General features: G+C 69.7%; 18 protein-coding genes. 7 read left to right on the forward strand and 11 right to left on the reverse strand.

Annotation, left to right across the window (positions count from 1 at the left end):
* Positions 1-77: 77 nt before the first annotated feature.
* On the reverse strand, positions 78-3,206 hold the full coding sequence (locus AC1PME_RS03530; RefSeq protein WP_481097320.1) for a multidrug efflux RND transporter permease subunit: 3,129 nt from the start codon (positions 3,204-3,206) through the stop codon (positions 78-80).
* Between the two features lie 15 nt (positions 3,207-3,221).
* On the reverse strand, positions 3,222-4,343 hold the full coding sequence (locus AC1PME_RS03535; protein ID WP_481097321.1) for an efflux RND transporter periplasmic adaptor subunit: 1,122 nt from the start codon (positions 4,341-4,343) through the stop codon (positions 3,222-3,224).
* A 180-nt stretch (positions 4,344-4,523) separates the two neighbouring features.
* Here AC1PME_RS03535 and AC1PME_RS03540 point away from each other — a divergent pair, with 180 nt between their 5' ends.
* The 3 genes from AC1PME_RS03540 to AC1PME_RS03550 all read left to right on the forward strand — a co-directional run bounded on the left by AC1PME_RS03540 (position 4,524) and on the right by AC1PME_RS03550 (position 6,823).
* Complete coding sequence (locus tag AC1PME_RS03540) at positions 4,524-5,255, forward strand: response regulator (RefSeq protein ID WP_254460313.1); 732 nt, start codon at positions 4,524-4,526, stop codon at positions 5,253-5,255.
* Positions 5,252-6,358: an ATP-binding protein gene (locus tag AC1PME_RS03545; RefSeq protein ID WP_254460314.1), complete on the forward strand. Its 1,107-nt coding sequence runs from the start codon at positions 5,252-5,254 to the stop codon at positions 6,356-6,358. Before AC1PME_RS03540 ends, AC1PME_RS03545 begins: the two co-directional genes overlap by 4 nt.
* A gap of 309 nt (positions 6,359-6,667) precedes the next feature.
* Positions 6,668-6,823, forward strand: coding sequence for a hypothetical protein (locus AC1PME_RS03550; RefSeq protein WP_254460315.1), 156 nt, complete (start codon positions 6,668-6,670; stop codon positions 6,821-6,823).
* Positions 6,824-6,856: 33 nt separating this feature from the next.
* On the opposite strand, the gene AC1PME_RS03555 is transcribed toward AC1PME_RS03550, so the two are convergent.
* The 4 genes from AC1PME_RS03555 to AC1PME_RS03570 form a co-directional block, all read right to left on the reverse strand.
* The gene (locus AC1PME_RS03555) at positions 6,857-7,096 is read right to left on the reverse strand and encodes a DUF1653 domain-containing protein (RefSeq protein WP_481097322.1); all 240 of its coding nucleotides are present in this window, start codon (positions 7,094-7,096) and stop codon (positions 6,857-6,859) included.
* A gap of 266 nt (positions 7,097-7,362) precedes the next feature.
* Positions 7,363-8,352 carry an MBL fold metallo-hydrolase gene (locus AC1PME_RS03560; protein WP_481097323.1) on the reverse strand — a complete coding sequence of 330 codons (990 nt, stop codon included), beginning with the start codon at positions 8,350-8,352 and terminating at the stop codon, positions 7,363-7,365.
* Positions 8,353-8,558: 206 nt separating this feature from the next.
* Positions 8,559-11,732, reverse strand: a complete 3,174-nt coding sequence (locus AC1PME_RS03565; protein ID WP_481097324.1) for a bifunctional cytochrome P450/NADPH--P450 reductase — start codon at positions 11,730-11,732, stop codon at positions 8,559-8,561.
* On the reverse strand, positions 11,729-12,439 hold the full coding sequence (locus AC1PME_RS03570) for a TetR/AcrR family transcriptional regulator (protein WP_481097325.1): 711 nt from the start codon (positions 12,437-12,439) through the stop codon (positions 11,729-11,731). Before AC1PME_RS03570 ends, AC1PME_RS03565 begins: the two co-directional genes overlap by 4 nt.
* Before the next feature lie 366 nt (positions 12,440-12,805).
* On the opposite strand from AC1PME_RS03570, the gene AC1PME_RS03575 reads away from it, so the two are divergent.
* From AC1PME_RS03575 to AC1PME_RS03590, 4 genes are all read left to right on the forward strand, one after another.
* Positions 12,806-13,183, forward strand: a complete 378-nt coding sequence (locus AC1PME_RS03575) for a hypothetical protein (protein WP_254460320.1) — start codon at positions 12,806-12,808, stop codon at positions 13,181-13,183.
* A 161-nt stretch (positions 13,184-13,344) separates the two neighbouring features.
* Positions 13,345-14,148, forward strand: coding sequence for a YiiX/YebB-like N1pC/P60 family cysteine hydrolase (locus AC1PME_RS03580; protein WP_481097326.1), 804 nt, complete (start codon positions 13,345-13,347; stop codon positions 14,146-14,148).
* Between the two features lie 135 nt (positions 14,149-14,283).
* On the forward strand, positions 14,284-16,548 hold the full coding sequence (locus tag AC1PME_RS03585; protein WP_481098063.1) for a methyl-accepting chemotaxis protein: 2,265 nt from the start codon (positions 14,284-14,286) through the stop codon (positions 16,546-16,548).
* A 451-nt stretch (positions 16,549-16,999) separates the two neighbouring features.
* Positions 17,000-17,641, forward strand: a complete 642-nt coding sequence (locus AC1PME_RS03590) for a DUF6766 family protein (protein WP_307548499.1) — start codon at positions 17,000-17,002, stop codon at positions 17,639-17,641.
* Positions 17,642-17,746: 105 nt separating this feature from the next.
* Here AC1PME_RS03590 and AC1PME_RS03595 read toward each other — a convergent pair whose 3' ends face one another.
* The 5 genes from AC1PME_RS03595 to fabR all read right to left on the reverse strand — a co-directional run bounded on the left by AC1PME_RS03595 (position 17,747) and on the right by fabR (position 22,009).
* Complete coding sequence (locus AC1PME_RS03595; protein WP_481097327.1) at positions 17,747-18,649, reverse strand: manganese catalase family protein; 903 nt, start codon at positions 18,647-18,649, stop codon at positions 17,747-17,749.
* Positions 18,650-18,770: 121 nt separating this feature from the next.
* On the reverse strand, positions 18,771-19,277 hold the full coding sequence (locus AC1PME_RS03600; RefSeq protein ID WP_481097328.1) for a YciE/YciF ferroxidase family protein: 507 nt from the start codon (positions 19,275-19,277) through the stop codon (positions 18,771-18,773).
* A gap of 70 nt (positions 19,278-19,347) precedes the next feature.
* Positions 19,348-19,860 carry a ferritin-like domain-containing protein gene (locus AC1PME_RS03605; RefSeq protein WP_481097329.1) on the reverse strand — a complete coding sequence of 171 codons (513 nt, stop codon included), beginning with the start codon at positions 19,858-19,860 and terminating at the stop codon, positions 19,348-19,350.
* 489 nt (positions 19,861-20,349) lie between these two features.
* Entirely contained in the window at positions 20,350-21,216 is an 867-nt protein-coding gene (locus AC1PME_RS03610; protein WP_481097330.1) for an SDR family oxidoreductase, read from the reverse strand.
* A 148-nt stretch (positions 21,217-21,364) separates the two neighbouring features.
* The gene (fabR, locus tag AC1PME_RS03615; RefSeq protein WP_307548506.1) at positions 21,365-22,009 is read right to left on the reverse strand and encodes an HTH-type transcriptional repressor FabR; all 645 of its coding nucleotides are present in this window, start codon (positions 22,007-22,009) and stop codon (positions 21,365-21,367) included.
* Positions 22,010-22,080: the final 71 nt, after the last annotated feature.

Genomic DNA, 22,080 nt, shown 5'->3' on the forward strand with positions numbered 1-22,080 from the left:
GCGGCGCCGTCTGCACGCGATGCCGCCCTCCGCACGGGCGCCGGCCTCCGGCCGGGACTGCAGCCCCCGCAGCACTTCTAGTTTCCCGACGACGCGCCCCCGCGGCGCGCGCGCCACGTTGCCACGCGCTCCTGCAGCCCCACCACGCAGACGAAGAACGCCGGTACGAAGAAGATCGCCAGCACGGTGCCGCTGACCATGCCGCCGAACACGCCGGTGCCGATGGCGTGCTGGGTCTCGGCGCTGGCGCCGCTGGCCAGCATCAGCGGCACCACGCCCAGGGCGAAGGCCAGCGAGGTCATCAGGATCGGGCGCAGGCGCAGGCGCGCGGCGTTGGTCGCCGCCTCGAGCAGACCCTGGCCATCGCGGTGCAGTTGCCGGGCGAACTCGACGATCAGGATCGCGTTCTTCGCCGACAGGCCGATGATGGTGATCAGCCCGACCTTGAAGAACACGTCGTTGGGCAGGCCGCGCAGCATCACCGCGGCCACCGCGCCGAACAGGCCCAGCGGCACCACCAGCAGTACCGACAACGGAATCGACCAGCTCTCGTACAGCGCCGCCAGCACCAGGAACACCACCAACGCCGACAGCAGCATCAGCAGCGGCGCCTGCGCGGCCGATTGCCGCTCCTGCAGCGATTGCCCGGTCCAGGCCACGGCGAAGCCCGGCGGCAACTGCGCGGCCAGTCGCTCCATCTCGGCCATGGCCGCGCCGCTGGAGACGCCGGGCGCGGCGCCGCCGGCGATGCGCATGGCCGGGAAGCCCTGGAAGCGCATCAACTGCTGCGGGGTATCGGTCCAACTGGCGCGCACCACTTCGCGCAGCGGCACCATGCCACCGCCGTCGCTGCGCACGCGCAGATCCAGCACGTCGTCCAGTTGCATGCGCGACGCGGCGTCGGCCTGCACGATCACCTGCTGCATGCGCCCGGCGTTGGGGAAATCGTTGACGTATAGCGAGCCCATCGCCGCCGACAGCGTGTTGCTGACCGCGGCGAACGACAGGCCCATGGCCTCGGCCTGTTGGCGGTCGATCTCCAGGTGGATGCTCTTGCCCGGCGGCAGGCCGTCGGCATAGACGTCGCTGACCGCGTCGCTGCGCGCGGCCAGGTCCAGCAGTTGCGCCTGTGCGGCCAGCAGCGCGGCCTCACCGCGGTTGCCGCGGTCCTGCAGGTACAGGGTGAAGCCGGAGGACGTACCAAGCTCGTCGATGGCCGGCGGCAGCAGGCTCATCACCGCGCCTTCGGGCAGGGTCGCCATCGCCCGCTGCGCGCGCTCGGCTTCGTCGCGCGCGCTGGCGCCGTCGCGCCGGTCCCAGTCCTTGAGCATGGTGAAGGCCATGGCCGCGTTGGTGCCCGAGCCGGAGAAGCTGAAACCCAGGATCACCAGGTTGGAGGCCAGCGCCGGGCGGGTGGCGACATGGCGCTCGAACGCCTCGACCACGTCGAGGGTGCGCTCGCTGGTGGCGCCGGTGGGCAACTGGATCGAGGTCATGAAGTAGCCCTGGTCCTCTTCCGGCAGGAACGCCGAGGGCAGCACGCGCAGCGCGAAGACCAGCGCCACGCACAGCGCCGCGAACACCGCCATCACCCGCCCGCCGCGTCGCACCAGCCAGGTCACGCGCGTGGCGTATCCACCCGCAAGGCGCTCGAAGCCACGGTTGAACGCGCCGAAGACGCCACGCTTGGCGTGATGGCCAGGCGCGACCGGGCGCAGCAGGGTCGCGCACAGCGCCGGGGTCAGGGTCAGCGCCAGCAACGCCGAGAACAGGATCGACACCGCCATCGCCAGGGTGAACTGCTGGTAGATCACCCCCACCGAGCCGCTGGCGAAGGCCATGGGGATGAACACCGCGGTCAGCACCAGGGTGATGCCGACCACCGCGCCGGTGATCTCGCGCATCGCCTTGGTCGTGGCCTGCCGCGGCGGCAGGCCTTCGCTGGCCATGATCCGTTCGACGTTCTCCACCACCACGATGGCGTCGTCGACGATGACGCCGATCGCCAGCACCATGCCGAACATGGTCAGCACGTTGATCGAGAAACCGGCCAGCAGCATCACCGCGAAGGTGCCCAGCAGCGCGATCGGCGCGACGATGGCCGGGATCAGCGTGTAGCGCACGTTCTGCAGGAACAGGTACATCACCAGGAACACCAGCACCATCGCTTCGAGCAGGGTCTTGAGCACCTGCTGGATGGAGAGCTTGACGAACGGCGCGGTATCGAACGGGATCGAATAGGCCATCCCGGGCGGCATGCTCGCGGCCAGCTCCGCCATCCGCGCCTGCACCGCCTGCGCGGTGCGCAGCGCATTGGCGCCGGGTGAGAGCTGGATCGCCGCGCTGGTGGCGGCGGCGCCGTTCTCGCGATTGGAAAAACCATACGACTGCGCGCCCAGTTCCACCCGCGCTACGTCGCCCAGGGTGACCCGCGCGCCGCCGCGATCGGCGCGCAGCACGATGGCGGCGAACTGCGCCGGCGTGGTCAGTTGTCCGGCCACGGTCAGCGGCACGCTCAGGCGCTGCCCGCGCACGGCCGGTTCGTCGCCGAGGCGGCCGGGGGCGATCTGCGCGTTCTGCTGTTCGATCGCCTGCGCCAGCTCGGTCATGGTCAGGCCGTAGGCGACGAGCTTGTCCGGGTCCACCCATACGCGCATGGCCTGCTCGGCGCCGAACAGCTGCACGCGGCCGACGCCGTCGATGCGCCGCAGCTCCTGCACGATGTTGCGCGCCAGGTAGTCGTTGAGCGCCACTTCGTCGTAGCGGCCGTCGGGCGAGGTCAGGCCGACCAGCATCAGGAAGCTGGAGGCGGCCGACTCCACCTGCAGGCCGTTCTGCCGCACCGCCTGCGGCAGCCGCGGCTCTATCGCCTTGAGCCGGTTCTGCACGTCCATCTGCGCCAGCTCCGGGTCGGTGCCGGGCTTGAAGGTGACGGTGACCTCCGCGTTGCCCGAACTGTCCACCGAGGACGCGAAATACAGCAGGTGCTTGACCCCGGACAGTTCGCGCTCGATCAGGCTCACCACCGAATCGTTGAGCGTCTGCGGCGTGGCGCCGGGGTAGGCGGCATACAGCGACACCGACGGCGGCGCCACCGACGGATAGCGCGCCACCGGCAACCGGCCGATGGCCAGGCTGCCGAACAGCACGATGAACAGGGCGATCACCCAGGCGAAGACCGGGCGCTCGATGAAGAACTGCGGCATGGCGGTGTCCCCGGCTCAGTCCATGGCTGCCGGTGCGGCCGCCGGCGGCCGCCACGCGCGCGCGTCCACCCGGGCGCCGGCGCTGAGCCGGTCGATGCCTTCGACCACCACCCGCTGCCCGGCCTGCAGGCCGGCGACGATGCGGTAGTGCCCCTGCACCAGCTCGCCCAACTGCACCGTCGCGCTGCGTACGCGCGCGTCGGCGTCCAGCACCCACACCTGCGCGTGCTTGCCGACGTGGGTGACCGCCTGCTGCGGTACGCGCAGCGCCTGCGCGTACTGGGCGCGCGGCACCCGCGCGCGCACGTACATGCCCGGCAGCAGGCGCCGCTGCGGGTTGTCGACCAGGATGCGCAGCAGCACGTCGCCGGTGCCGGCATCGACGTGGGTGCCGGAGAACAGCACGCGCCCGCTCAGCCCGGAGGGCGTGCCGCTGCGGTCGAGGATCTGCACCGGCAGGCCGTCGCCGGCGGCGGCCTGGGCGCGCGCGGCCGGCTCCAGCGGGTCCAGGTCGGCGGCGGACTGGCGCACGTCGACGTAGACCTGGTCGATCTGCTGGATCACCGCCATCGGTGCGCTGTCGTTGGGCGAGACCAGCGCGCCCTCGGTGAGCAGCGCCTGGTCGATGCGGCCGCCGATCGGCGCATCGACCGTGGCGAAGGCCAGGTCCAGGCGCCGCCGCGCCAGCGTCGCCTGCGCCTCGGCCACCGCCGCGGCGGCCTGCGTGCGCTGCGAGGCGACGTCGTCGTACATCTGCCGGCTGACCATGCCCGAGTCCAGCAGCCGCTGCAGCCGTGCGTGCTGCACGTCGGCCAGGACCTGCGCGGCCTGGGCGCGGTGCAGTGCGGCCGCGGCGGTGTCCACGTCGGCCTGGAACGGCGCCGGATTGATCTGGAACAGCGCATCGCCGCGGTGGACGTCGGCGCCCTGCTCGAAGAAGCGGCGCTGCACGATGCCGCCGACCTGCGGACGGATCTGCGCGCTGCGCACCGCGGCCACGCGCCCGGGCAGGTCCACGCTCACGCTCATGGGCGCCGGTTGCAGGGTCACGGCGGTGACCCGCACCGGCGTGGCCGCGGGCGGCGGCTCCGTGCCGCCGCCGCAGCCGGCCAGGGCCAATGCCAGCGCGCCGCCCATTCCCAGAGTCCGTCCCCGTTGCCGCATGCCCATGCCTCGTGCCTTATCGCTGCCGCCGCGGATGCGGCGGACGCCAAAGCCGTCTATGGTCGCGGCCGCGGGTTGCGCGGCGTTCGATGCCGTGTGGAGATATGATGGAGAGCCGCCCGTCCGGGCCGACGCGCCTTTCGCCGCCACGCCATGTCCGTTTCCTCTCCGGGCGCTGCCGCGCCCGCGTCCGCGCCGCTGGTCCTGATCGCCGAAGACGAGAGCGAGATCGCCGAGATCCTCACCGCCTACCTGGCGCGCAGCGGGCTGCGCACCGCGCATGCCGGCGACGGCCGCGCCGCACTGGATTTGCACCTGGCGCTGGATCCGGACCTGATCCTGCTGGACGTGCAACTGCCGGCGGTGGACGGCTGGAAGGTGCTGGCCGAACTGCGCCACCGCGGGCAGACGCCGGTGATCATGCTCACCGCGCTGGACCAGGACATCGACAAGCTGATGGGCCTGCGCCTGGGCGCGGACGACTACGTGGTCAAGCCGTTCAACCCGGCCGAGGTGGTGGCGCGGGTGCAGGCGGTGCTGCGGCGCATCCGCGGCAACGGCGCCGAGGAGGCGCGCAGCCTGCGCGTGGGTGCCTTCCACATCGACCTGGACCAGCATGAGGCCAGCGTGCGCGTGGGCGAACGCCGGCACACGCTGGACCTCACGCTCACCGAGTTCAAGCTGCTGGTGCGGCTGATGCGCGCGCCGAAGCGGGTGTTCAGCCGTGCCGAACTGCGCGACGCCTGCCTGCCGGAAGGCGACACCCAGGAGCGCACCATCGACAGCCACGTCAGCAAGCTGCGCAAGAAGCTGGAGGCGCTGGGCGTACAGGGCACGCCCGGCTGCGTGCGCGGGGTCGGCTATCGCTTCGGATCCGGCGCATGAGCCGCGCCCCCGGGCTGCGCCGCCAGGTCATCCTGTCGCTGGGCGCGCTGGCGCTGTGGATCATTCTGCTGTCGGTGGTCGGTTCCTACGTGTTCTACGCGGTGGCGGTGGCTTATCTGCCGGACAGCATCTCCGACACCTGGGTGCCGTCGCATGTCGAGATGATGTGGATGGGCGCCACCGCGGCGCTGGCCGTGGCGATCGCGGTGGCGGTGGCGGTGCGGCTGTCGCGGCGCATCCTCACGCCGTTGAACTCGGTGGCGCGCAGCCTGCGCGAAGTCGCCCAGGGCAACCTGCATGCGCGCGCGAGCATGGACGCGCATGCACTGGGCGAGACCGCGCAGCTGGTGCGCGACTTCAACGCCATGGCCGATCGGCTGCAGGCGATGACCCGCGAGCGCGCGTTCTGGAATGCCGCCGTCGCCCACGAACTGCGCACGCCGGTGACGATCCTGCGCGGGCGCCTGCAGGGCCTGGCCGAGGGCGTGTTCGCGCCGGACGTGGCGGCGTTCGAGAGCCTGCTGCGGCAGGTCGAAGGCCTGAACCGGCTGATCCAGGACTTGCGCGTGCTCAGCCTCACCGACAGCGGGCACCTGGAGCTGCAGCCGGCACCGGCCGACCTGGCCCAGGAGGTGGCGGCGGTGCTGCATGCGTTCGGCGCCAGCCTGGACGCGCGCGGGCTGGTGCTGGAACCCACGCTGGCGCTGCGCACGCCGGTGCTGTGCGATGCGGTGCGCATTCGCCAGGCGCTGATGGCCCTGCTGGAGAACGCGCAGCACTATGCCGAGCCGGGCCCGTTGCGGGTGGGCGTGCTGGCGCACGCGGGCCAGTGCGTGCTGTTCGTGGAAGACGCCGGCCCCGGCATCGCACCGGAGATCGCCGCGCGCGTGTTCGATGCGTTCCGCCGCGGCGATCCGTCGCGCTCGCGCAAGAGCGGCGGCAGCGGCCTGGGCCTGGCGGTGGTCAAGGCCATCGCCGTGGCGCACGGCGGCGATGCGCTGTGCGTGCCCGCAGGCAGCGGGACCCGCTTCGAGCTGCGTTGGCCGCTGGTGTCCTCGACCGAGGCCGTCGCACGTGCGGTGCAGGTGCCGGCCGTGCCGTAGGGACATGCCCGCCGTGCGGACGCTGCGCAGATCCGCCGCGTGCTCGAGTGCGCCTGCGCCGAGGACCGCGGAGCAGTGCACGCCTGCGGCACGTCGAGGGCGCAGTGCTTGGGTGCTGCGCCTAGGTGACGCGCGATCGACGGCGCCAGCGCTCGTTGCCGCGGCGAGCATGGTGCCTGTTCGCCGGCGGCACAGGTCGTGACGCGCGTGTGATGCGTGCGCAGGCGATCGCGGCGCGAGGCGCGCTAGCCAAGACCTTCACCGCGCCTGTGTTCTGGTAGCCACTGCACAACCGAACTGGAGTGTCGAATGGACACCACGCTGATGCCCTGGGTTGCCGGGCTGTTCATCCTGCTCATCGCCGCGATGCTGTACCTGGTGACCCGCGCCAAGAAGAACCGCAACCGCCCGGCGCAGGACCACGCCGCCACCAAGAGCGATGTGGACACCGCCGCCAAGCGCTAGGGACGGCGCCCATGGCTGCGGCCTGACAAGGTCTCAGGAGACGGCATCCAGCGGCGCGAAGCGCGGGCGCGACACGCCGTCGACCTGCACTGGCTCGACGAACATCGGGTACGGCCGCACCCATAGTTCGCCTGCGCCGTACAGCGGCCGGTACAGCACCAGCGGCTCCAGCGTCTCGCTGCTGCGGACCACGCCCAGCACCTCGTATTCGCCGCCCTTGAAGTGGCGGTAGCGGCCCAGGGCGATGGAAGGCAGGGGGCTGAGGTCGCGCATGGCGGTGTCCTGGTGGGCGGGGAGCGCGAGTGTAGCGGTCTGCGCCTGCGTGCACGCTGCTTTGCCGCGACGAAGCGCGCACGCGTGGCGGTTCGTCTCCTCGTGGGGGCCTCTTTGCTAACGACGGGGCGCATCGCGTAGGAGCGGCTTCAGCCGCGACGGGCGTTACCGGGAAAGCCTGTCGCGGCCGAAGCCGCTCCTACGGATTACCTGTAGGCAATAGCGCCCGAGCGCTGCTCGTCCATCGTCGCCAGCATGCCCTGACGCTATGGCGCGGGATCGGCGAAGTCGAAGGCCTGCCCGGGCTCGGCGGCGACGAAGTCGGCGGCGGCGACACCTGCCAGGTGCAGGGCGGCGGCCAGCGCCTCGCGCGGCGCCTCACGGCCTTCGTCGGTAAGCTGGAAGGTGCCCCAGTGGATCCCGAGCGCGCGCCGCGCGCCGGTGTCCTGGAAGATCCGCACCGCTTCGGCGGGGTCGATGTGCTGCGGTGCCATGAACCAGCGCGGCGCGTAGGCGCCGATCGGGATCAACGCCACGTCGGGCGCGCCGTGCCGTGCGCGGATCTCGCGGAAGATGGCGCCATCGCCATAGCCGGTGTCCCCCGCGAACCACACCGATCCCCGCGCGGTCTCGATGAAGAAACCGGACCACAGCGCCATCCTGCGATCGGCGATGCCGCGGCTGGACCAGTGGTTGGCGCGGGTCAGCGTCGCCGTCGCGGCGTCGCCGATCGGCAGCCGGTCGTGCCAGTCGCCGGTCGCGATGCGCGCATCGGGAACGCGCTTGCGCAACAGGGCGTCGTTGCCTAGCGGCATCACGAACAGGGGCTGGTGCGCATCGTGCAGCCTGCGCAAGGTCGCCAGGTCGAAGTGGTCGTAGTGGTTGTGGCTCAGCAGGACCGCATCGATGGGAGGCAGGTCCGCGAAGCGGATGCCCGGTGCGGTCACCCGCTTGGGCCCGGCGATCTGCGAGGGGCTGGCCCGCTGCGACCACACCGGGTCGGTGAGCAGGTTGAGGCCGGCGGCCTGGATCAGCAGCGTGGCGTGGCCGACCATGGTGATGCGCAGGCCGTCGTGCCGCTGCGCGGGCACGGCGGGTGTCACCGGGACCTGCGTAGGCCAGCGCACGGCGCCCATTTCGGCTTTCCAGCGCAGCACCTTGCTCAGCGCGTTGTCGATGGTGGGCTGGCCGGGGTTGAAGAAGCGCACACCGTCGAAATGGTCGCTGACGGGGCCACGATAGTAGGGGTTGGCCATTGAGGCGCGGTCCAGGCGATGCAAGGGGATGGAAGGAGCCGGTGACGCGCCAGCGGCGCAGGCGCGGATGCGCGCCTGACGCCGTGCGAGGCGAACGCTGCCGACACGGATCTGCGAAGGGGGATTCTAAGGGCGCGGCCCGCGGCTGCGCATCGCACGGCGACGCGGGTCGCGCAGCGTCCCGATGCGGTCAGGCCGCCTCGCCGTCACGAGAAGATGTCCGCCACGTAGCGGCCGTGTTCGCGTTCCATCCGGTCGGCCCAGGCGTTGGCCGCGTCGGCGCTGACGCCCATGCTGTCGCGATAGATGCGCACGAAGGTGTCGCGCACCGCCGGCGCCATGTGTTCGCCGTCGCCGCAGACGTACACGGTGGCGCCTTGCTGGAACAGCGCCGACACGCGCGCGCGGTCCTGCCACATGCGGTGCTGGACATAGGCCACGCCGTCCTGCGGCGCCTGCGAACAGGCCAGGCGCACATCGACCACGCCCATGTCCTGCCAGCGTCGCAGTTCGTCCTTGTACAGGTAGTCGACCTCGGGATGGTCGATGCCGAAGAACAACAGGGCCTCGCCGACGTCGCGGCCGCCTGCCTTCTGGATCGCGCGCTCCTGCAGGAAGCCATGGAACGGCGCGATGCCGCTGCCGGCACAGACCAGGATGATCGGCGTGGCCGGATCGTCCGGTGGATGGAAGCTCGCCTGCGACGGCCGCACCGCGACCGACACCAGTGCGCCTGCGTCCAGGCCGGCCAGGTAGCTGGAGGCCACGCCGCGGCGGCGCCCCATGCCCGAGAGCGCCGGGGCGTCGAGCACGGCGACGGTCAACGAACACTGCGCCGGGTCGCGCAGCGGCGAGGAGGAAATGGAGTATTGCCGCGCGCGCATGGCCGGCAGCGCGCCGAGGAAGGCGCCCAGTGCCAGCTCGCAGGCGGGGAAGCGTTCCAGCAGATCGAGCAGGCTGGTCTTCTTGGCCAGTACCTCGTCCGTATAGGCCGGCTCGGTGGCGAGCGTTTCCAGCGCCTCGCGTTCGGGCGGGCAGCGCGTGGCGGCCGCCAGCTGTGCGACCTGCGCGCGCGTAGCCGGTTGCGCCAGTTCCACGTAGTCGCTGAGCACCTGCGCCAGCGGGACCGGATAGCCGCTGGGCAGGGCGGACACGGCGCCCGGGCGCTTGCCGATGACGACCTGGGTGTCGCTGGCGAGACCGAAGCGCCGCAGCGCGCGCTCGACCTGCGCTGTGGGGTTGCGCGGCAACACCGCGAGATAGTCGCCGGTGCGGTAGCGCATGCCGTCGGGCAAGGCGATCTCGATGTGGCGCTTGGAGCGCGCGAACGCGGCGGACATGTCGACCAGTTCGCGATTGGCGACGATGCGCCCCTGGTCGAGTTCGGTCAGCCGCAACGCGCCGAGCCGTGCGGAGGGAACGATGTCCACCTCCAGCGTATGCGCCGTCTGTTCCAGCGACGCCTTTCCCAGCGCCTGGCCCAGCTCCGCCCACAGTTCCGCGTACCAGGCATCGAAACCGCCGAAGAAATCGCCGCCGGCGTCGGTTTCGCCACGCGCTTTGAAGCGCGTGGCACCCGCCGCCTCCAGCGCGGCATCGACCCGTTTCGGAATCGCCTGGTAGGTGCGCGCCCATTGCCGGTTGCCGGATCCGAACACGGCATAGCGCACGCCGGTCAGTTCGTCGGCGGCCAGGGTGTCGACCCAGTCCACGAAGCGGCGCGCGTTGTCCGGCGGCTGGCCTTCGTAGGAGGCGGTGACCACGACCACCGCGCCGTCGCGCGGCAGGCGGCCGACATGCGCGTCCAGCGGTGCGACCACCGGTGCGTACCCCTGCGTGCCCGCATCGCCGCCGATGCGCTGCGCGAACGCTTCGCACGAGCCGGCATTGCCGCCGTACAGCACCAGCAGCGGCGTGCCCGGCGCGGTGCCGGCCGGGACCGGCGTCGCCGCCGGTGCCAGGGGTTTCTGCGGCGCCGTCGGCAGCACGCTGCGCGCGCGCACGGCGACGTCGGTGCGGCGGCGCGCGCGGATGCGCAAGCCGTCCGGCTTCAGGGTCAGGGTTTCCGCGACCTTGAGTGGGTAGTCCGGATCGACCAGGTCCAGGTCGAAACGTTGCAGGATCATCGTCAGCACCAGCTGCGCTTCCTGCATCGCGAAGCCGCGTCCGATGCAGGCGCGCGCGCCGTTGCCGAACGGTTTCCAGGCATTGGGCGGGAGCCGTTCGGCCGCATCGGGCGCGAAGCGCTCGGGGCGAAACGCTTCCGGTTCGTCCCACACCGCCGGATCCCGATGCAGGGTGGGAATCAGCACGAGTAGCGTGTCCTGCGGCGTCACCGCATAGCGGCCGGCCAGCGTGGTCGCGGCGCGCGCGGCGACCGCGAACGCCGGTGCGGTCGGCCACAGCCGCAGGGTTTCCTGCAGGACCTGTTCGATGTAGCGCAGCTTGGCCAGGTCCTCGACCTGCGGCGGCTGCGTGCCCAGCGCCGCGTCCACCGCCTGGCGCGCGTGCGCCATCGCCGCTGGATGGCGCAGCAGCAGATACAACGCGAACGACAGCAGGCCGCTGGTCGTCTCGTGGCCGGCGATCAGCAAGGTCACCAGCTGGTAACGGATGTTCTCGTCCGAGAGGGCTTCGCCGCTTGCCTGGTCACGTCCGTACAGCATCAGGTTGAGCAGGTCCTCGCGCGAGGCCGCGGCGGGGTCGGCCCTGCGCTCGGCGATCAAGGTCTCGGCGACGCCGCGGATCATCGCCAGGTCGGCCTCGTAGCGGCGCCGGCCGGGCGCCAGCAGGCGATTGGCCAGGTCTGGCCGGCGCGCGCGTGCGCCGGCTTCGGCCAAGGCGCCCACCATCGCCGCGACGAAGGGGTGCATCTCGTTCTGGTAGAAGCTGTTGAAGCGGTAGTCGAACGCGCACAGCGCGATCGTGTCGAGGGTCAGCCGGGTCATGTTGTCGGCCACGTCGATCACCGCGTCCGGGCCGAACCGCTCCCAGCGCTGCAGCATCTGCTCGGCGATGTCCTCCATGCGCCCGAACATCGCGCGCACGCCGATCGGACCGAACGCGGGCATCAGCAGCCGGTGCGCCTTGGCCCAATTGGGTTCGTCGTTGTAGGCGGTGAACAGACCGTCGCCGCCGAGGTCGCGCAAGGCCTGCAGCGGTCTATGCAGCTTCTTCGCGAAGCGGGTTTCGTCGCACACCTCGTCCACCAGCGCCTGCCCGCTCAGCACCGTCAGCGACAGCGGGCCGCTGTGCAAGCGAAAGATCGGGCCATGCACCTTGGCCAGCCGCATCAGGCTCTGCACCGGTGCATCCGCATCGAGATGGTGGAAATTGCCGAGCAGCGGCAAAGAGCGCGGTTGCGGGATGGCCTGCGTCATGGGGTGCCTTCCTGGAGAGCATGCGGCGGGGCGATCGGTGCGGAACCGATGCCGGGATGTGGGGGATGCAGCAACGTGGCGAGCACGGTCTCGACCAGCCGCGCCCGCGCCTCGCCGGCGCCGATCTCCGGGGCCAGCCGCGCCAGCAGCTGCGGGAACTCCGGTGGCTGGCTCAGCATGCTGTTCAGCAGGACGAAGAACAGCGCCGGATGCGTCGCTTTCACGATGCCGGCCTGGATCCCGGCGAGGATCAGCGCATGGCCGGCGGCGTAGGCCGGGCGCAGCAGCTGCTCGGTGACCACGGCGGCGCGCTCGGGGCGTTCGGACACCACCCGCGCGACGAAGTCGCGCACCGCCGGATGGGTCTCGTAGAAGGTGGCCATGAGCAGGATCGCGTCCGCCAGCCGCGCCGGCAGCGCGCGTGCACGGTCGGCGGTCAGCTGTGCCATCGCCGCAAGCCGCGGCCGCAGGGCCTGCGCGAACTGGTCCACGCAGGCGTCCCACAGGGCGGCCTTGCTGCCGAAACGCACGCGCACCAGGTTCGGGCTCACCCCCGCGGCGGCCGCGATGGTGCGGATGTCGGCGCCGTCGAACCCGTACCGGGCAAAGGCGGCGGACGCGGCCGACAGCAGCGCCTGGCGGCCGTCGGGTTGGTCCCTGGTCGGGCGGCCGCGTGGGCGAGGGCGGTGGGGCGTGGTCGTCGTCATGCGGGCGACGATAAAAATGTCCGGCTGTACATTTACGAACCGCACGCCGGCCTGACGGGCTTCGTTCAGCGGGCAGTTGCGCCTGGGGGTTCCCCCGCGCTGGGTGGGATCGCGTGGCGGTGTCGCGGCCGCCAGCGCTGGTTGCACAGGCACGGCGCCCTGTCGCGCCAGGCCCGCAGCGCTTCTGTCGCGCCAGGTAGACGAACGCGGCCATGCGCGGCGATGTCAGCCGTGCTGGCAGACACCGGCGCGGCAGCGTCGATACCGTGATGCATGGCCCGAACGACCCGACAGACGCCACCCCCGCCGGCGCAGAGATGGTGGCAAGGACTCTCGTTCAAACGCACCGCCGCCGAGGTGTCGGCGGTGCTGGTGGTGATCGGCGCGACCTACGGCTTCGTGCAGTACGTGGAGGTCAAGCCGCTGCAGCGGCAGTTGGCCGAGGCCAAGGCTGCGGCCTGCAAGCGGGAGGCGGCCGCGTCCCCGGCGCTCATGACGTTGCTGCAGGGCGAAAGCCGCGCGCTCTGGGACGGTGCCTTGACCGTGTCCAATCTGACCCGCGCTACCGACGGCGCCACTGCGCATCTGCGTGCGACGCCGCGTGGCGGCGCCGCGGTCGACAAAGCCGGGCTCGCGCCCGGCGACAGCCTAGTGGTGCGCGCGGCCGGCAACCGCAGCTACGTGATCTATCTGAATCGAAACTCGGCCGGGATGATCGAACTGACGGTCGTGCGGCGGCCATGACCGCGTGGAGTCGGTAACGGCCGCGGCACTGCGGACGCGGCGCCAGTCCGTCGGCCCGTACGGTTGCGGCCGGCCTGGCCGGCTCAAGAATGTCCAGGCATGGCCGCCATTGCCGATAGCGAAGCCGTTTCGCCGAAGCGGCCGTCCCTCGGGGAACGCGCATGCTGTCCTTGCCACGCCTGCTGGGCCGCCATCTGGCCAAGTTCCTGTCCACGCCGCGCCGCCACGGCTCGCAGCTGCCGACCAGTCCGCCGCAACTGCTGCACGCCACCCTGCGCAAGGGCGATGTGCTGCTGGTGGAGGGCAACAGCCGCTTCTCCACCGCCATCAAGTATCTGAGCCAGTCCACCTGGTCGCACGCGGCGCTGTACATCGGCGACCACGTGGCCGCATCTCCGGGCGAGGAAGCGCCGCTGTTCTGCGATGCCGATATCAATGTCGGTGTGCGCTTGGTCGGACTGAGCGAGTTCGCCGGCCTGCACACGCGCATCTGCCGCCCGGTCGGGTTGAGCGCGCAGGAGATCGAGACCGTGGTGGATTACATGGTCGCGCGGGTCGGCAACAGCTACGACCTGAAGAACATCTTCGATCTGGCGCGCTACCTGATCCGCACGCCGCCGCTGCCGTCGTCGGTGAAGCGCCGTTTCCTGGAGTTGGGCAGTGGCGAACCGACCCGGGCGATCTGTTCGACCCTGCTCGCGCAGGCCTTCGGTGCGATCCGCTATCCGATCCTGCCGGAGATCGACCGGACGTCGCCGGTCGGGGCCGACGCCGCGGAGGATGCGGAGATCCTGCATCCGCGCCATCACAGCCTGACGTTGCCGCGCGACTTCGATGTCTCGCCGTACTTCAACGTGGTCAAGCCGCGGCTGCAGCAGGGCTTCGATTTCCATCGCCTGGTATGGGAGCCGCAAGGCGCTGGCGCGTCGCCCGCCAGCGCGCCGATGGATGCCGCATTGGTCTGACCACAACCGCCTCGCGTCTGGAACTGTGGTGTGCGTTTCATTCAGCGCCCCTCTCGCGGTTCAAGTTCGCACGCGCGCTGGCCGATAGATGGTTCCGTTTCTCTGCCTTCCTACGCCATGAACCCCATCCAATTCCTGCGCCGTCGTATCGCCAATCTGCCCATGGCACGCAAGTTCGTCGTGCTGTGTGTGTTGATCGCCATGGGTGTGATCTTGCTGGCGGTCGCCGCCGCGCGCCTGCAGTATCTGGACCTGATCGCCGCGCGCAAGCAGACAGTGAAGACCCAGGTCGACATGGGCCTGAGCGTGATGCAGCACTACGCCGACCTGGCCAAGCGCGGCGAGATGACCGAGGCGCAAGCGCAGGCGGCGGCCAAGGGCGCGCTCGCCGACATGAAGACCAATGGCGGCGTGGACTACTTTTTCATCGTCGACCCGCAGATGCGCATCGTCATGCATCCCAAGCGCAAGGTCGGCACCGACATGAGCGACTACAAGAGCGATGCCGGCGAGTACGTCTACCGCGACATCCAGGCCGCGGTGCGCAGCGGCGACGGCTTCAGCTACTACACCGGCCCCAAACCCGGAAAGAAAGAGCAACTGCCGAAGATCAGCTACGGTGCGCTGTACCCGCAATGGAACTGGGTGCTGGTGATGGGCGTGTACGCCGAGGACATCCAGGCCGAGGCGTTGGGCTTCACCAAGGTCCTCGCGATGATCGGCGCGGCGCTGGTGGTGCTGGTGGTCGGCCTGTGCTGGCTGATCGCCGGCGCCATCGTCGTGCCGCTGCGCGGCGCCACGCGGACCGCCGAGGCGATCGCCTCCGGTCGCTTCGACAATCCGATCAAGGTGGAGTCGCGCGACGAGACCGGGCAGCTGATGGCCAGCATGCAGCAGATGCAGACCCAGCTGCAGCGCTTCAACGGCGAGATGCAGACCCTGGTGCGGCTGCAGCAGGGCGAGGACATCAGCCACCGCATGCCGGAGGACTTCCCGGGCGACTACGGCACGCTGGCGCATGGCATGAACATGGCGCTGTTCGAGCATCTGGACGCGATCGTCGAGGCGATGGCGATCATGGACGAGTACGGCCGCGGCGACCTGCGCCGCGACATGCGCCGGCTGCCCGGGCAGCGCGCCGCGCTGCACGAGGCGCTGGACGTAGTCAAGGCCAACCTGTCGGCAGTCAACGGCGACATCGCGCGCCTGGCCGATGCGGCCGCGCGTGGCGACTTCAGCGCGCGCGGCGACGAGGCGCGCTACCAGTTCGCGTTCAAGGAAATGGTGGAAGCGCTGAACCGGCTGATGCGCCAGGCCGACAGCGGCCTGGCCGACGTCGGCCGGATCATGGGCGCGATCGCCGATGGCGATCTGTCGCAGCGCGTGGACGTGCGCTACGAAGGCGCGTTCGGCAAGCTCGCCGACGCCGCCAACCGCACCGCCGAGCAATTGACCGGCATCGTGCAGGGCATCCAGCGCGCGGTCGGCTCGATCAACACCGCCGCCAGCGAGATCGCCAGCGGCAACAGCGACCTGTCGGTGCGCACCGAGCAGCAGGCCGCCAGCCTGGAAGAGACCGCCGCCTCGATGGAGGAACTGACCTCCACGGTCAAGCAGAACGCCGACAGCGCGCGCCAGGCCAACCAGCTGGTGCTGAGCACCGGCGAGGTGGCCGAGCACGGCGGCCGCGCGGTCGAGGAGGTGGTGGCGACCATGGCCTCGATCAGCGCCGCGTCGGCGCGTATCGCCGACATCATCGGCGTGATTGACGGCATCGCGTTCCAGACCAACATCCTGGCGCTCAACGCCGCGGTGGAAGCGGCGCGTGCCGGCGAACAGGGCCGCGGCTTCGCGGTGGTGGCCTCGGAAGTGCGCTCGCTGGCGCAGCGCTCGGCGGCCGCGGCCAAGGAGATCAAGACCCTGATCTCCGACTCGGTGCAGGAAGTGGAGCAGGGCTCGACCCTGGTCGGCCGTGCCGGGACCACCATGGCCGACGTGGTGGCCTCGGTGAAGCGGGTCACCGACATCATGGCCGAGATCTCCGCGGCCAGCGCCGAACAGAGCGCGGGCATCGACCAGGTCAGCAAGACGGTGATGCAGCTGGACGAGAGCACCCAGCAGAATGCGGCGCTGGTGGAAGAGGCCAGCGCGGCGGCCAAGAGCATGGAAGACCAGGCGGCGGAGCTGGCGCGCGCGGTGGCGGTGTTCCGCCTCGCCGGCGGTGCCGTCGTCAGCGCGGCACCGGCCCGTGCGACAAAGCCGCAGCCGGCCAGGCCGGCGGTGCGTGCAGTGGCTGCTGCCGGCAAGCCCAAGCCGGCGGCTCCGGTGCGGCAACCGGCGGTCAAGCCGCGCCCGATCGAGGGCGTGCCGGCCAACAGCGCGGAGTGGGAAGAGTTCTGAGCCAGTGCGGCGTGGTGGCATTCGCCGCCACGCCGTGTTCGTCTGGTCTTTGTGGGAGCGGCTGCAGTCGCGACGGGCTTTCCAGGGAAGGCTTCGTCGCGACCGACGTCGCTCCCACATCGCATTCCAGGGTGCTGGCGAACGCGCGATGACATGCTGCATCTCGCTCAGGCTGGCGACCGCTTGGAACGGGACCGCGTCGGGACAGCGCAAGGTATTGGCGAGACCGATGTCGCCTCCGCTGGCCGACGCGTTGTTGTGGGAACGGCTCCAGCCGCGATGGGCGTTCCCGCGCATTCGGTCGCGGCCGAAGCCGCTCCTGCGGGGGGAGGGCATCGCCTGGCCCCCGAGGCGTATCGGCCCAGCTTCTTCATCCACTCTTTGCCCGTCGCTGCCTATGGTCGCAGCGACGGCCCGCCGGCATCGCGGCGCGTGGAGGAGAATCGATTCCATGTTCTGGAAACGCAACGGTCTGTCGATCGTGCTGCTGGCGCTGAGCCTGCTGTTCATGGCCGGCCAGGCGCTCAGCGGTCACCAGGCCTACAACGAGGAACTGCGCCAGCAGGGGCTGGCCGCATTGCCGATGTGGCAGTACCTGCACAGCGGCCACTTCATCGGCGCACTGTTCGAGAACTGGGAGAGCGAGTTCCTGCAGATGGGCATGTACGTGGTGCTGACGGTGAAGCTGCGCCAGTGGGGCTCGGCCGAGTCGCGGCCGCTGGCGCCCGCCCAGGAAGACGACGCCGTCGCGCCCGGGCCGGCGCCCTGGCCGGTGCGTGCCGGCGGCATCTGGCTGGCGCTGTACGAGCGTTCGCTGGCGCTGGCGTTCGGCACGCTGTTCCTGCTCAGCTTCGTGCTGCATGCGCTGGGTAGCTGGCGCCACGAGGTGGCCGAGCAGGCGATGCAGCATCGGCCGCCGCCGTCCTTCTGGGAGCATGTCAGCGGTGCGCAGTTCTGGTTCGAATCGATGCAGAACTGGCAGAGCGAGTTCCTGGCGGTGTTCGCGCTGGTGGTGTTGACCATCTGGCTGCGGCAGAAGGACTCCCCGCAATCCAAGCCGGTGCATGCGCCGCACCGGCAAACCGGCGATTGATTGCAGCGCGGCGGACGGTGTTGACCGCGGTCATGGATCCAGAGATGCGAACGCCGCGATCATTGCGCATCGCGGCATGGTTGCGATGGAACCCGCAATGAAGCGTTAGCGCGCCACGCTGCCCTTGGTCGAACCGGCGCCCGGGCCGGCGCCCAGGTCGGCACCGGTGGTCGGGTCGCTGTCCGGTTGCGACAGCGTGCGCGCGGCCAGTGCCTGCACTGCACTCTGTTCCAACGCGCTCAGCCCGACGCTGGGGACGCCGCTGCCACCGTCTACCGCCACCTGGCGGTTGCGGTCGGCGATCGCCTCCCACTGACTGCCGCTATTCCACGGCCCGTGCATGTCGCCGTCGCCCTGCGACATGTCGTAATAGCGGTCGGTGAAGGCGGGATCGCCCGGCAACTTGCCCGGCGGGAAGTTCGGCTCGATCGCGTACAGCGCCTTCTCGAAGGATTTCTGGTGCGCCACTTCGCGGGTCATCAGGAAGGTCAGCGCATCGACGATGCCGGGATCGTCGGTGACGTTGATCAGACGCTCGTACACGATCTTGGCGCGGGCCTCGGCGGCGATGTTCGAGCGCAGATCGGCCGTCGGTTCACCAATGCTGTCGACGTAGGCCGCACTCCACGGCACGCCGCTGGAGTTGACCAGGGCCGGGCCACCGCCGTAAAGGATCTGCTGGGTCTGGCTGGTGGTGTTGTTGAGGGTGAGGTTGCGCATCTCCTCGGCCTCGGCCATGCCTTCGGACAGCACCGCCTTCGGGCCCTGGTTGAGCATCGCGATGATCGAGCCGATGATTTCCAAGTGGCTGAGTTCCTCGGTGGCGATGTCGTACAGCAGATCCTTGCGGCCGGGATCGACCTCGCCGATGGCCTGGGTGAAGTAGCGCATCGCTGCGGCGAGCTCGCCCTGCGGGCCGCCGAATTGCTCCAGCATCAGCGAGGCCAGCGCCGGATCCGGACGCGCGACGCGCACCGTGTACATCAGCCGTTTGTTGTGCATGAACATGAATTTCTCCTGGAGTGCCGCCCGCACGTCACAACGACGCAATGGCGCGACCGGCGGCCGCGCATGGGGGATAGGCGTCTGGGACGCCGCGGCCCGCTGTCGCGAGCCGCGGCAGGGGCGGTCAGGCCGCCTTGCGCTTGCGCGATGCTTCTTCGTTGCCGCCCTGTTCGGCGAGCAGGGTCAGCTTCTCGTCGGTGGACTTCTCTTCGTCGAGCGTTTCCAGCAACAGGGTCAGCGCATCGTCCATGCCCAATTGCTTGGCCATGGCGGCGAGGGTGCCGTAAGACGCGATCTCGTAATGCTCGACCTTCTGCGCGCCACCGATCAGCGCGGCATCGCGCACCGGGCCGGCTTCGATCGACTCGATCACTTCCTTGCCTTCTTCCACCAGGCCCTCCATGGCGGCGCACTTGATCCGCTTCAGGTGCAGATTGCCTTTCTCGACGATCTGGTCGATGCGTTCGATCTGGCCCTGGGTTTCTTCCAGGTGCGCTTCGAACGCGGCGCGCAGCGCGGGGTTGGTGGCGGCGCGCGCCAGCCGCGGCAATGCCTTGGTCAACTGCTTCTCGGCGCTGTAGATGTCAGACAGCTCGTGGATGAACAGTTCGTCGATGGTCTTGATCGCCATTGGGAGTCTCCGGTAGTAAGGGAACGGTGCTGCGAGGAATGCGTACGCGTGGTGCCGCATACGACGGTGCTCAATGCTTGGCGGTTTCGCCTTCGGTGCGCTCGCGCTGCAGGAACGCCAGGACCGTGGCTTCCTGGTGTTCGATCAGCCATTCGGCCATGGCGATTTCCTGGTCGAGGATGGCGGCGCAGAGATCGGCGATCTCGGTCTGCCCGGCTTCCTTGGCGGCGATGACCAGCGCGCGATAGCTGGCGATCTCCACGTGCTCGAAGGCATAGCTCACGCCCAGGCTCTTGATCACTTCGTCGCTCATCATCGCGTTGCCGGCGGCGTGCACCGACGCCATCACGCTGGCCACCGTGCCCTTGATCGTCGGGATCGAGCCGTCCAGGATCTCGATGCAGCGCTTGACCTGTTCGGACTGATCACGGGTTTCGTTGACATGCTGCTCGATGCGCGCCTTCAGTTGTGGGTAGTGCTCCAGGCGGGCAGCCGTCGCGGTGAGCATGGTGTTGGCTTCCTGCTCCATCGCATAGGCGTCCTGCAGCCACTTCAACAAGCGTTCGGTGTTGCTTCGGGTCATGGATATCGCTCCAGATGTTGTGGCGACGCGCGGTGCACCGCGTCGCGCGTCCCTGTGTTTTTCCCCTGTACGACCACGCTAGACCTGCCGCCGTTAGAGCGGTTGCAGCGCAGGGTGAGTGCCATGCGAGATGCGGCGTGAGGGAACGTGCACAGGATCAGAGGAGGACATGCATCGCGCTTGCGGATGAACGTCCTGGCGACATCACCGCGCTTCCAAGCGGGATTGGGTGGCCGCCAGTGGGCGCAGTCGGGACTGAAGTCCCTCGCACAGAGATGCTTTCCGTAGAGACGCTTTGCGTGGTGAGCCGAGGTAAAGGTCGGTCCTGTTGTGGGAGGGACTTCAGTCCCGACGCGCTGCAGTCGGATTCGCCGGACTGCACCGCGTCGCCGTCGCCGTCGACTGCGCGAAGGCGACACGGTGCCAACGCGCTAGTGGTGTGCAAACACCGCGCGCTTCAGGGCTACGGGGATCCCCGTAGCCCCGTTTTCAAAGCGTCACTGCTCCGCCCGAAATCGTCAGCAAGGTGCCCGAGGTGTAGCTCGAGGTGTCCGCGGCCAGCAGCACATAGGCCGAGGCCAGTTCCGCCGGTTGCCCGGGGCGGCCGAACGGGGTCTGCTCGCCGAAGGTCCGCACCGACTCCTCGTCCATGCCGGCGGGAATGAAGGGCGTCCAGATCGGCCCCGGCAGCACCGCGTTGACCCGAATCTTCTTCTCGGCGAGCAGGCCGGCCAGGCCGATGGTCAGGTTGGCCAGCGCGCCCTTGGTCGCCGAGTACGGCAGGATGTTGGGCGTGGGCTTCTTCGAATTCACCGAGGCGGTGTTGATGATCGAACCGCCTTCGGGCATGTGCGGCAGCGCCAGCCGCACCAGGTGGAACGGCGCGTGCACGTTGGTGGCGAAGGTCTTTTCCCACTCGTCGAGGGTGATCTCGTCGAAACTGTGGAAATAGCGCTGGTAGGCGGCATTGTTCACCAGCACGTCGAGGCCGCCGAAGGCCTCGGCCACGGTCTTGATCAAGGTCTCGGCCTGCGCGCGGTCGCTGATATCGCAAGGATGCAGCAGCGCGCGCGCACCGGCGTCCTCGACCAGCTTGCCGATGCGTTCGGCATCGTCCTGCTCGTCGGGCAGATAGGCGATGGCCACGTCGGCGCCTTCGCGCGCATAGGCGATCGCCACCGCCGCGCCGATGCCGCTGTCGCCGCCGGTGATCAGGGTGCGCTTGCCCTGCAACAGGCCGTGGCCGACATAACTGTCTTCGCCGTGATCCGGTTTCGGATCCATGGCCTGGGTCTTGCCGGGGAAGGACTGCTGCTGCGCCTTGAACGGCGGCGAGGGATAGTTCGGAACGGCCATGTGCGTACCTCGTTGGGGGAGTGTCCAACGAGGGTGGGCAGGTGCAGGTAAAGCCGGGGCCAAGGCCATGTCGGCGGCATGTCACGACGTCGGCGCAGGCCCGCGCTGGGCGGCGTTGTGCGGCGGCAGGCGCTGTCGCGCCGCGCACTCAGCTCGCGGCGAGCGTGCGCGAACCGACGATGATCATGCGCAGCATCGCGGTGATCTGCCGGATCAGTTCCGGGTCCTTTTCCGGCGGCAGGTCCATCGCGGTGGCGCCCATCGCGAACACCAGCCGGGTGATCGCCTTGGACACCAGCGCCGGCTCGTGCAGCGGCGCGCCTTCCAGCGCGGCCAGGCGGATCAGGTCCACCCGCAGCTCGTCCTCGAAATAGTTCAGCTCGCGGTCCACCGCGTGCTTGAACGCATCAGAGCCGACCGTGCCCTCGCGTAACAGGACGTGCAGCAGCTTGTCGTCGGCGCGCAACTGTTCCATGAAAGTCTCCACGGAACTGAGGATGATGCTGCGGCGGTTGCCGGCGGCGCGCTGCCGGGCCTGGCCGATGATGGTGCGCAGCGAGCTGCCGGCCAGGTCGATCAGCGCCACTGCCAGCTCGTCCATGTCGCGGAACTGGCGATAGAAGCTGTTGGGGGCGATGCCGGCCTCGCGGGTGACCTCGCGCAGGCTCAGCGTGGACACGCTGCGGTGCGGCCCGATCAGCTTCAGCGCCGCCGCCAGCAGGTCTTCGCGCGAGATCGCGCCTTTGCGGGCGGCGGGCGTGTCCGCGGACGGGGAAGGGGAGAGCGTCGTCATGGGCAGACCGGGCCGGGCAATGGCGGATGATACCGCCTCCGCGGAATGCACAACTGTATAGACATTTGTAT

Source organism: Xanthomonas sp. NCPPB 901, from assembly GCF_056725085.1.

Excerpts from the sequence above, each read along its gene's own strand:
- AC1PME_RS03530 (WP_481097320.1), bottom strand. The coding sequence starts at position 3,206 with ATGCCGCAGTTCTTCATCGAGCGCCCGGTCTTCGCCTGGGTGATCGCC.
- AC1PME_RS03535 (WP_481097321.1), bottom strand. The coding sequence starts at position 4,343 with ATGGGCGGCGCGCTGGCATTGGCCCTGGCCGGCTGCGGCGGCGGCACG.
- AC1PME_RS03540 (WP_254460313.1), top strand. The coding sequence starts at position 4,524 with ATGTCCGTTTCCTCTCCGGGCGCTGCCGCGCCCGCGTCCGCGCCGCTG.
- AC1PME_RS03545 (WP_254460314.1), top strand. The coding sequence starts at position 5,252 with ATGAGCCGCGCCCCCGGGCTGCGCCGCCAGGTCATCCTGTCGCTGGGC.
- AC1PME_RS03550 (WP_254460315.1), top strand. The coding sequence starts at position 6,668 with ATGGACACCACGCTGATGCCCTGGGTTGCCGGGCTGTTCATCCTGCTC.
- AC1PME_RS03555 (WP_481097322.1), bottom strand. The coding sequence starts at position 7,096 with ATGCGCGACCTCAGCCCCCTGCCTTCCATCGCCCTGGGCCGCTACCGC.
- AC1PME_RS03560 (WP_481097323.1), bottom strand. The coding sequence starts at position 8,352 with ATGGCCAACCCCTACTATCGTGGCCCCGTCAGCGACCATTTCGACGGT.
- AC1PME_RS03565 (WP_481097324.1), bottom strand. The coding sequence starts at position 11,732 with ATGACGCAGGCCATCCCGCAACCGCGCTCTTTGCCGCTGCTCGGCAAT.
- AC1PME_RS03570 (WP_481097325.1), bottom strand. The coding sequence starts at position 12,439 with ATGACGACGACCACGCCCCACCGCCCTCGCCCACGCGGCCGCCCGACC.
- AC1PME_RS03580 (WP_481097326.1), top strand. The coding sequence starts at position 13,345 with ATGCTGTCCTTGCCACGCCTGCTGGGCCGCCATCTGGCCAAGTTCCTG.
- AC1PME_RS03590 (WP_307548499.1), top strand. The coding sequence starts at position 17,000 with ATGTTCTGGAAACGCAACGGTCTGTCGATCGTGCTGCTGGCGCTGAGC.
- AC1PME_RS03595 (WP_481097327.1), bottom strand. The coding sequence starts at position 18,649 with ATGTTCATGCACAACAAACGGCTGATGTACACGGTGCGCGTCGCGCGT.
- AC1PME_RS03600 (WP_481097328.1), bottom strand. The coding sequence starts at position 19,277 with ATGGCGATCAAGACCATCGACGAACTGTTCATCCACGAGCTGTCTGAC.
- AC1PME_RS03605 (WP_481097329.1), bottom strand. The coding sequence starts at position 19,860 with ATGACCCGAAGCAACACCGAACGCTTGTTGAAGTGGCTGCAGGACGCC.
- AC1PME_RS03610 (WP_481097330.1), bottom strand. The coding sequence starts at position 21,216 with ATGGCCGTTCCGAACTATCCCTCGCCGCCGTTCAAGGCGCAGCAGCAG.
- fabR (WP_307548506.1), bottom strand. The coding sequence starts at position 22,009 with ATGACGACGCTCTCCCCTTCCCCGTCCGCGGACACGCCCGCCGCCCGC.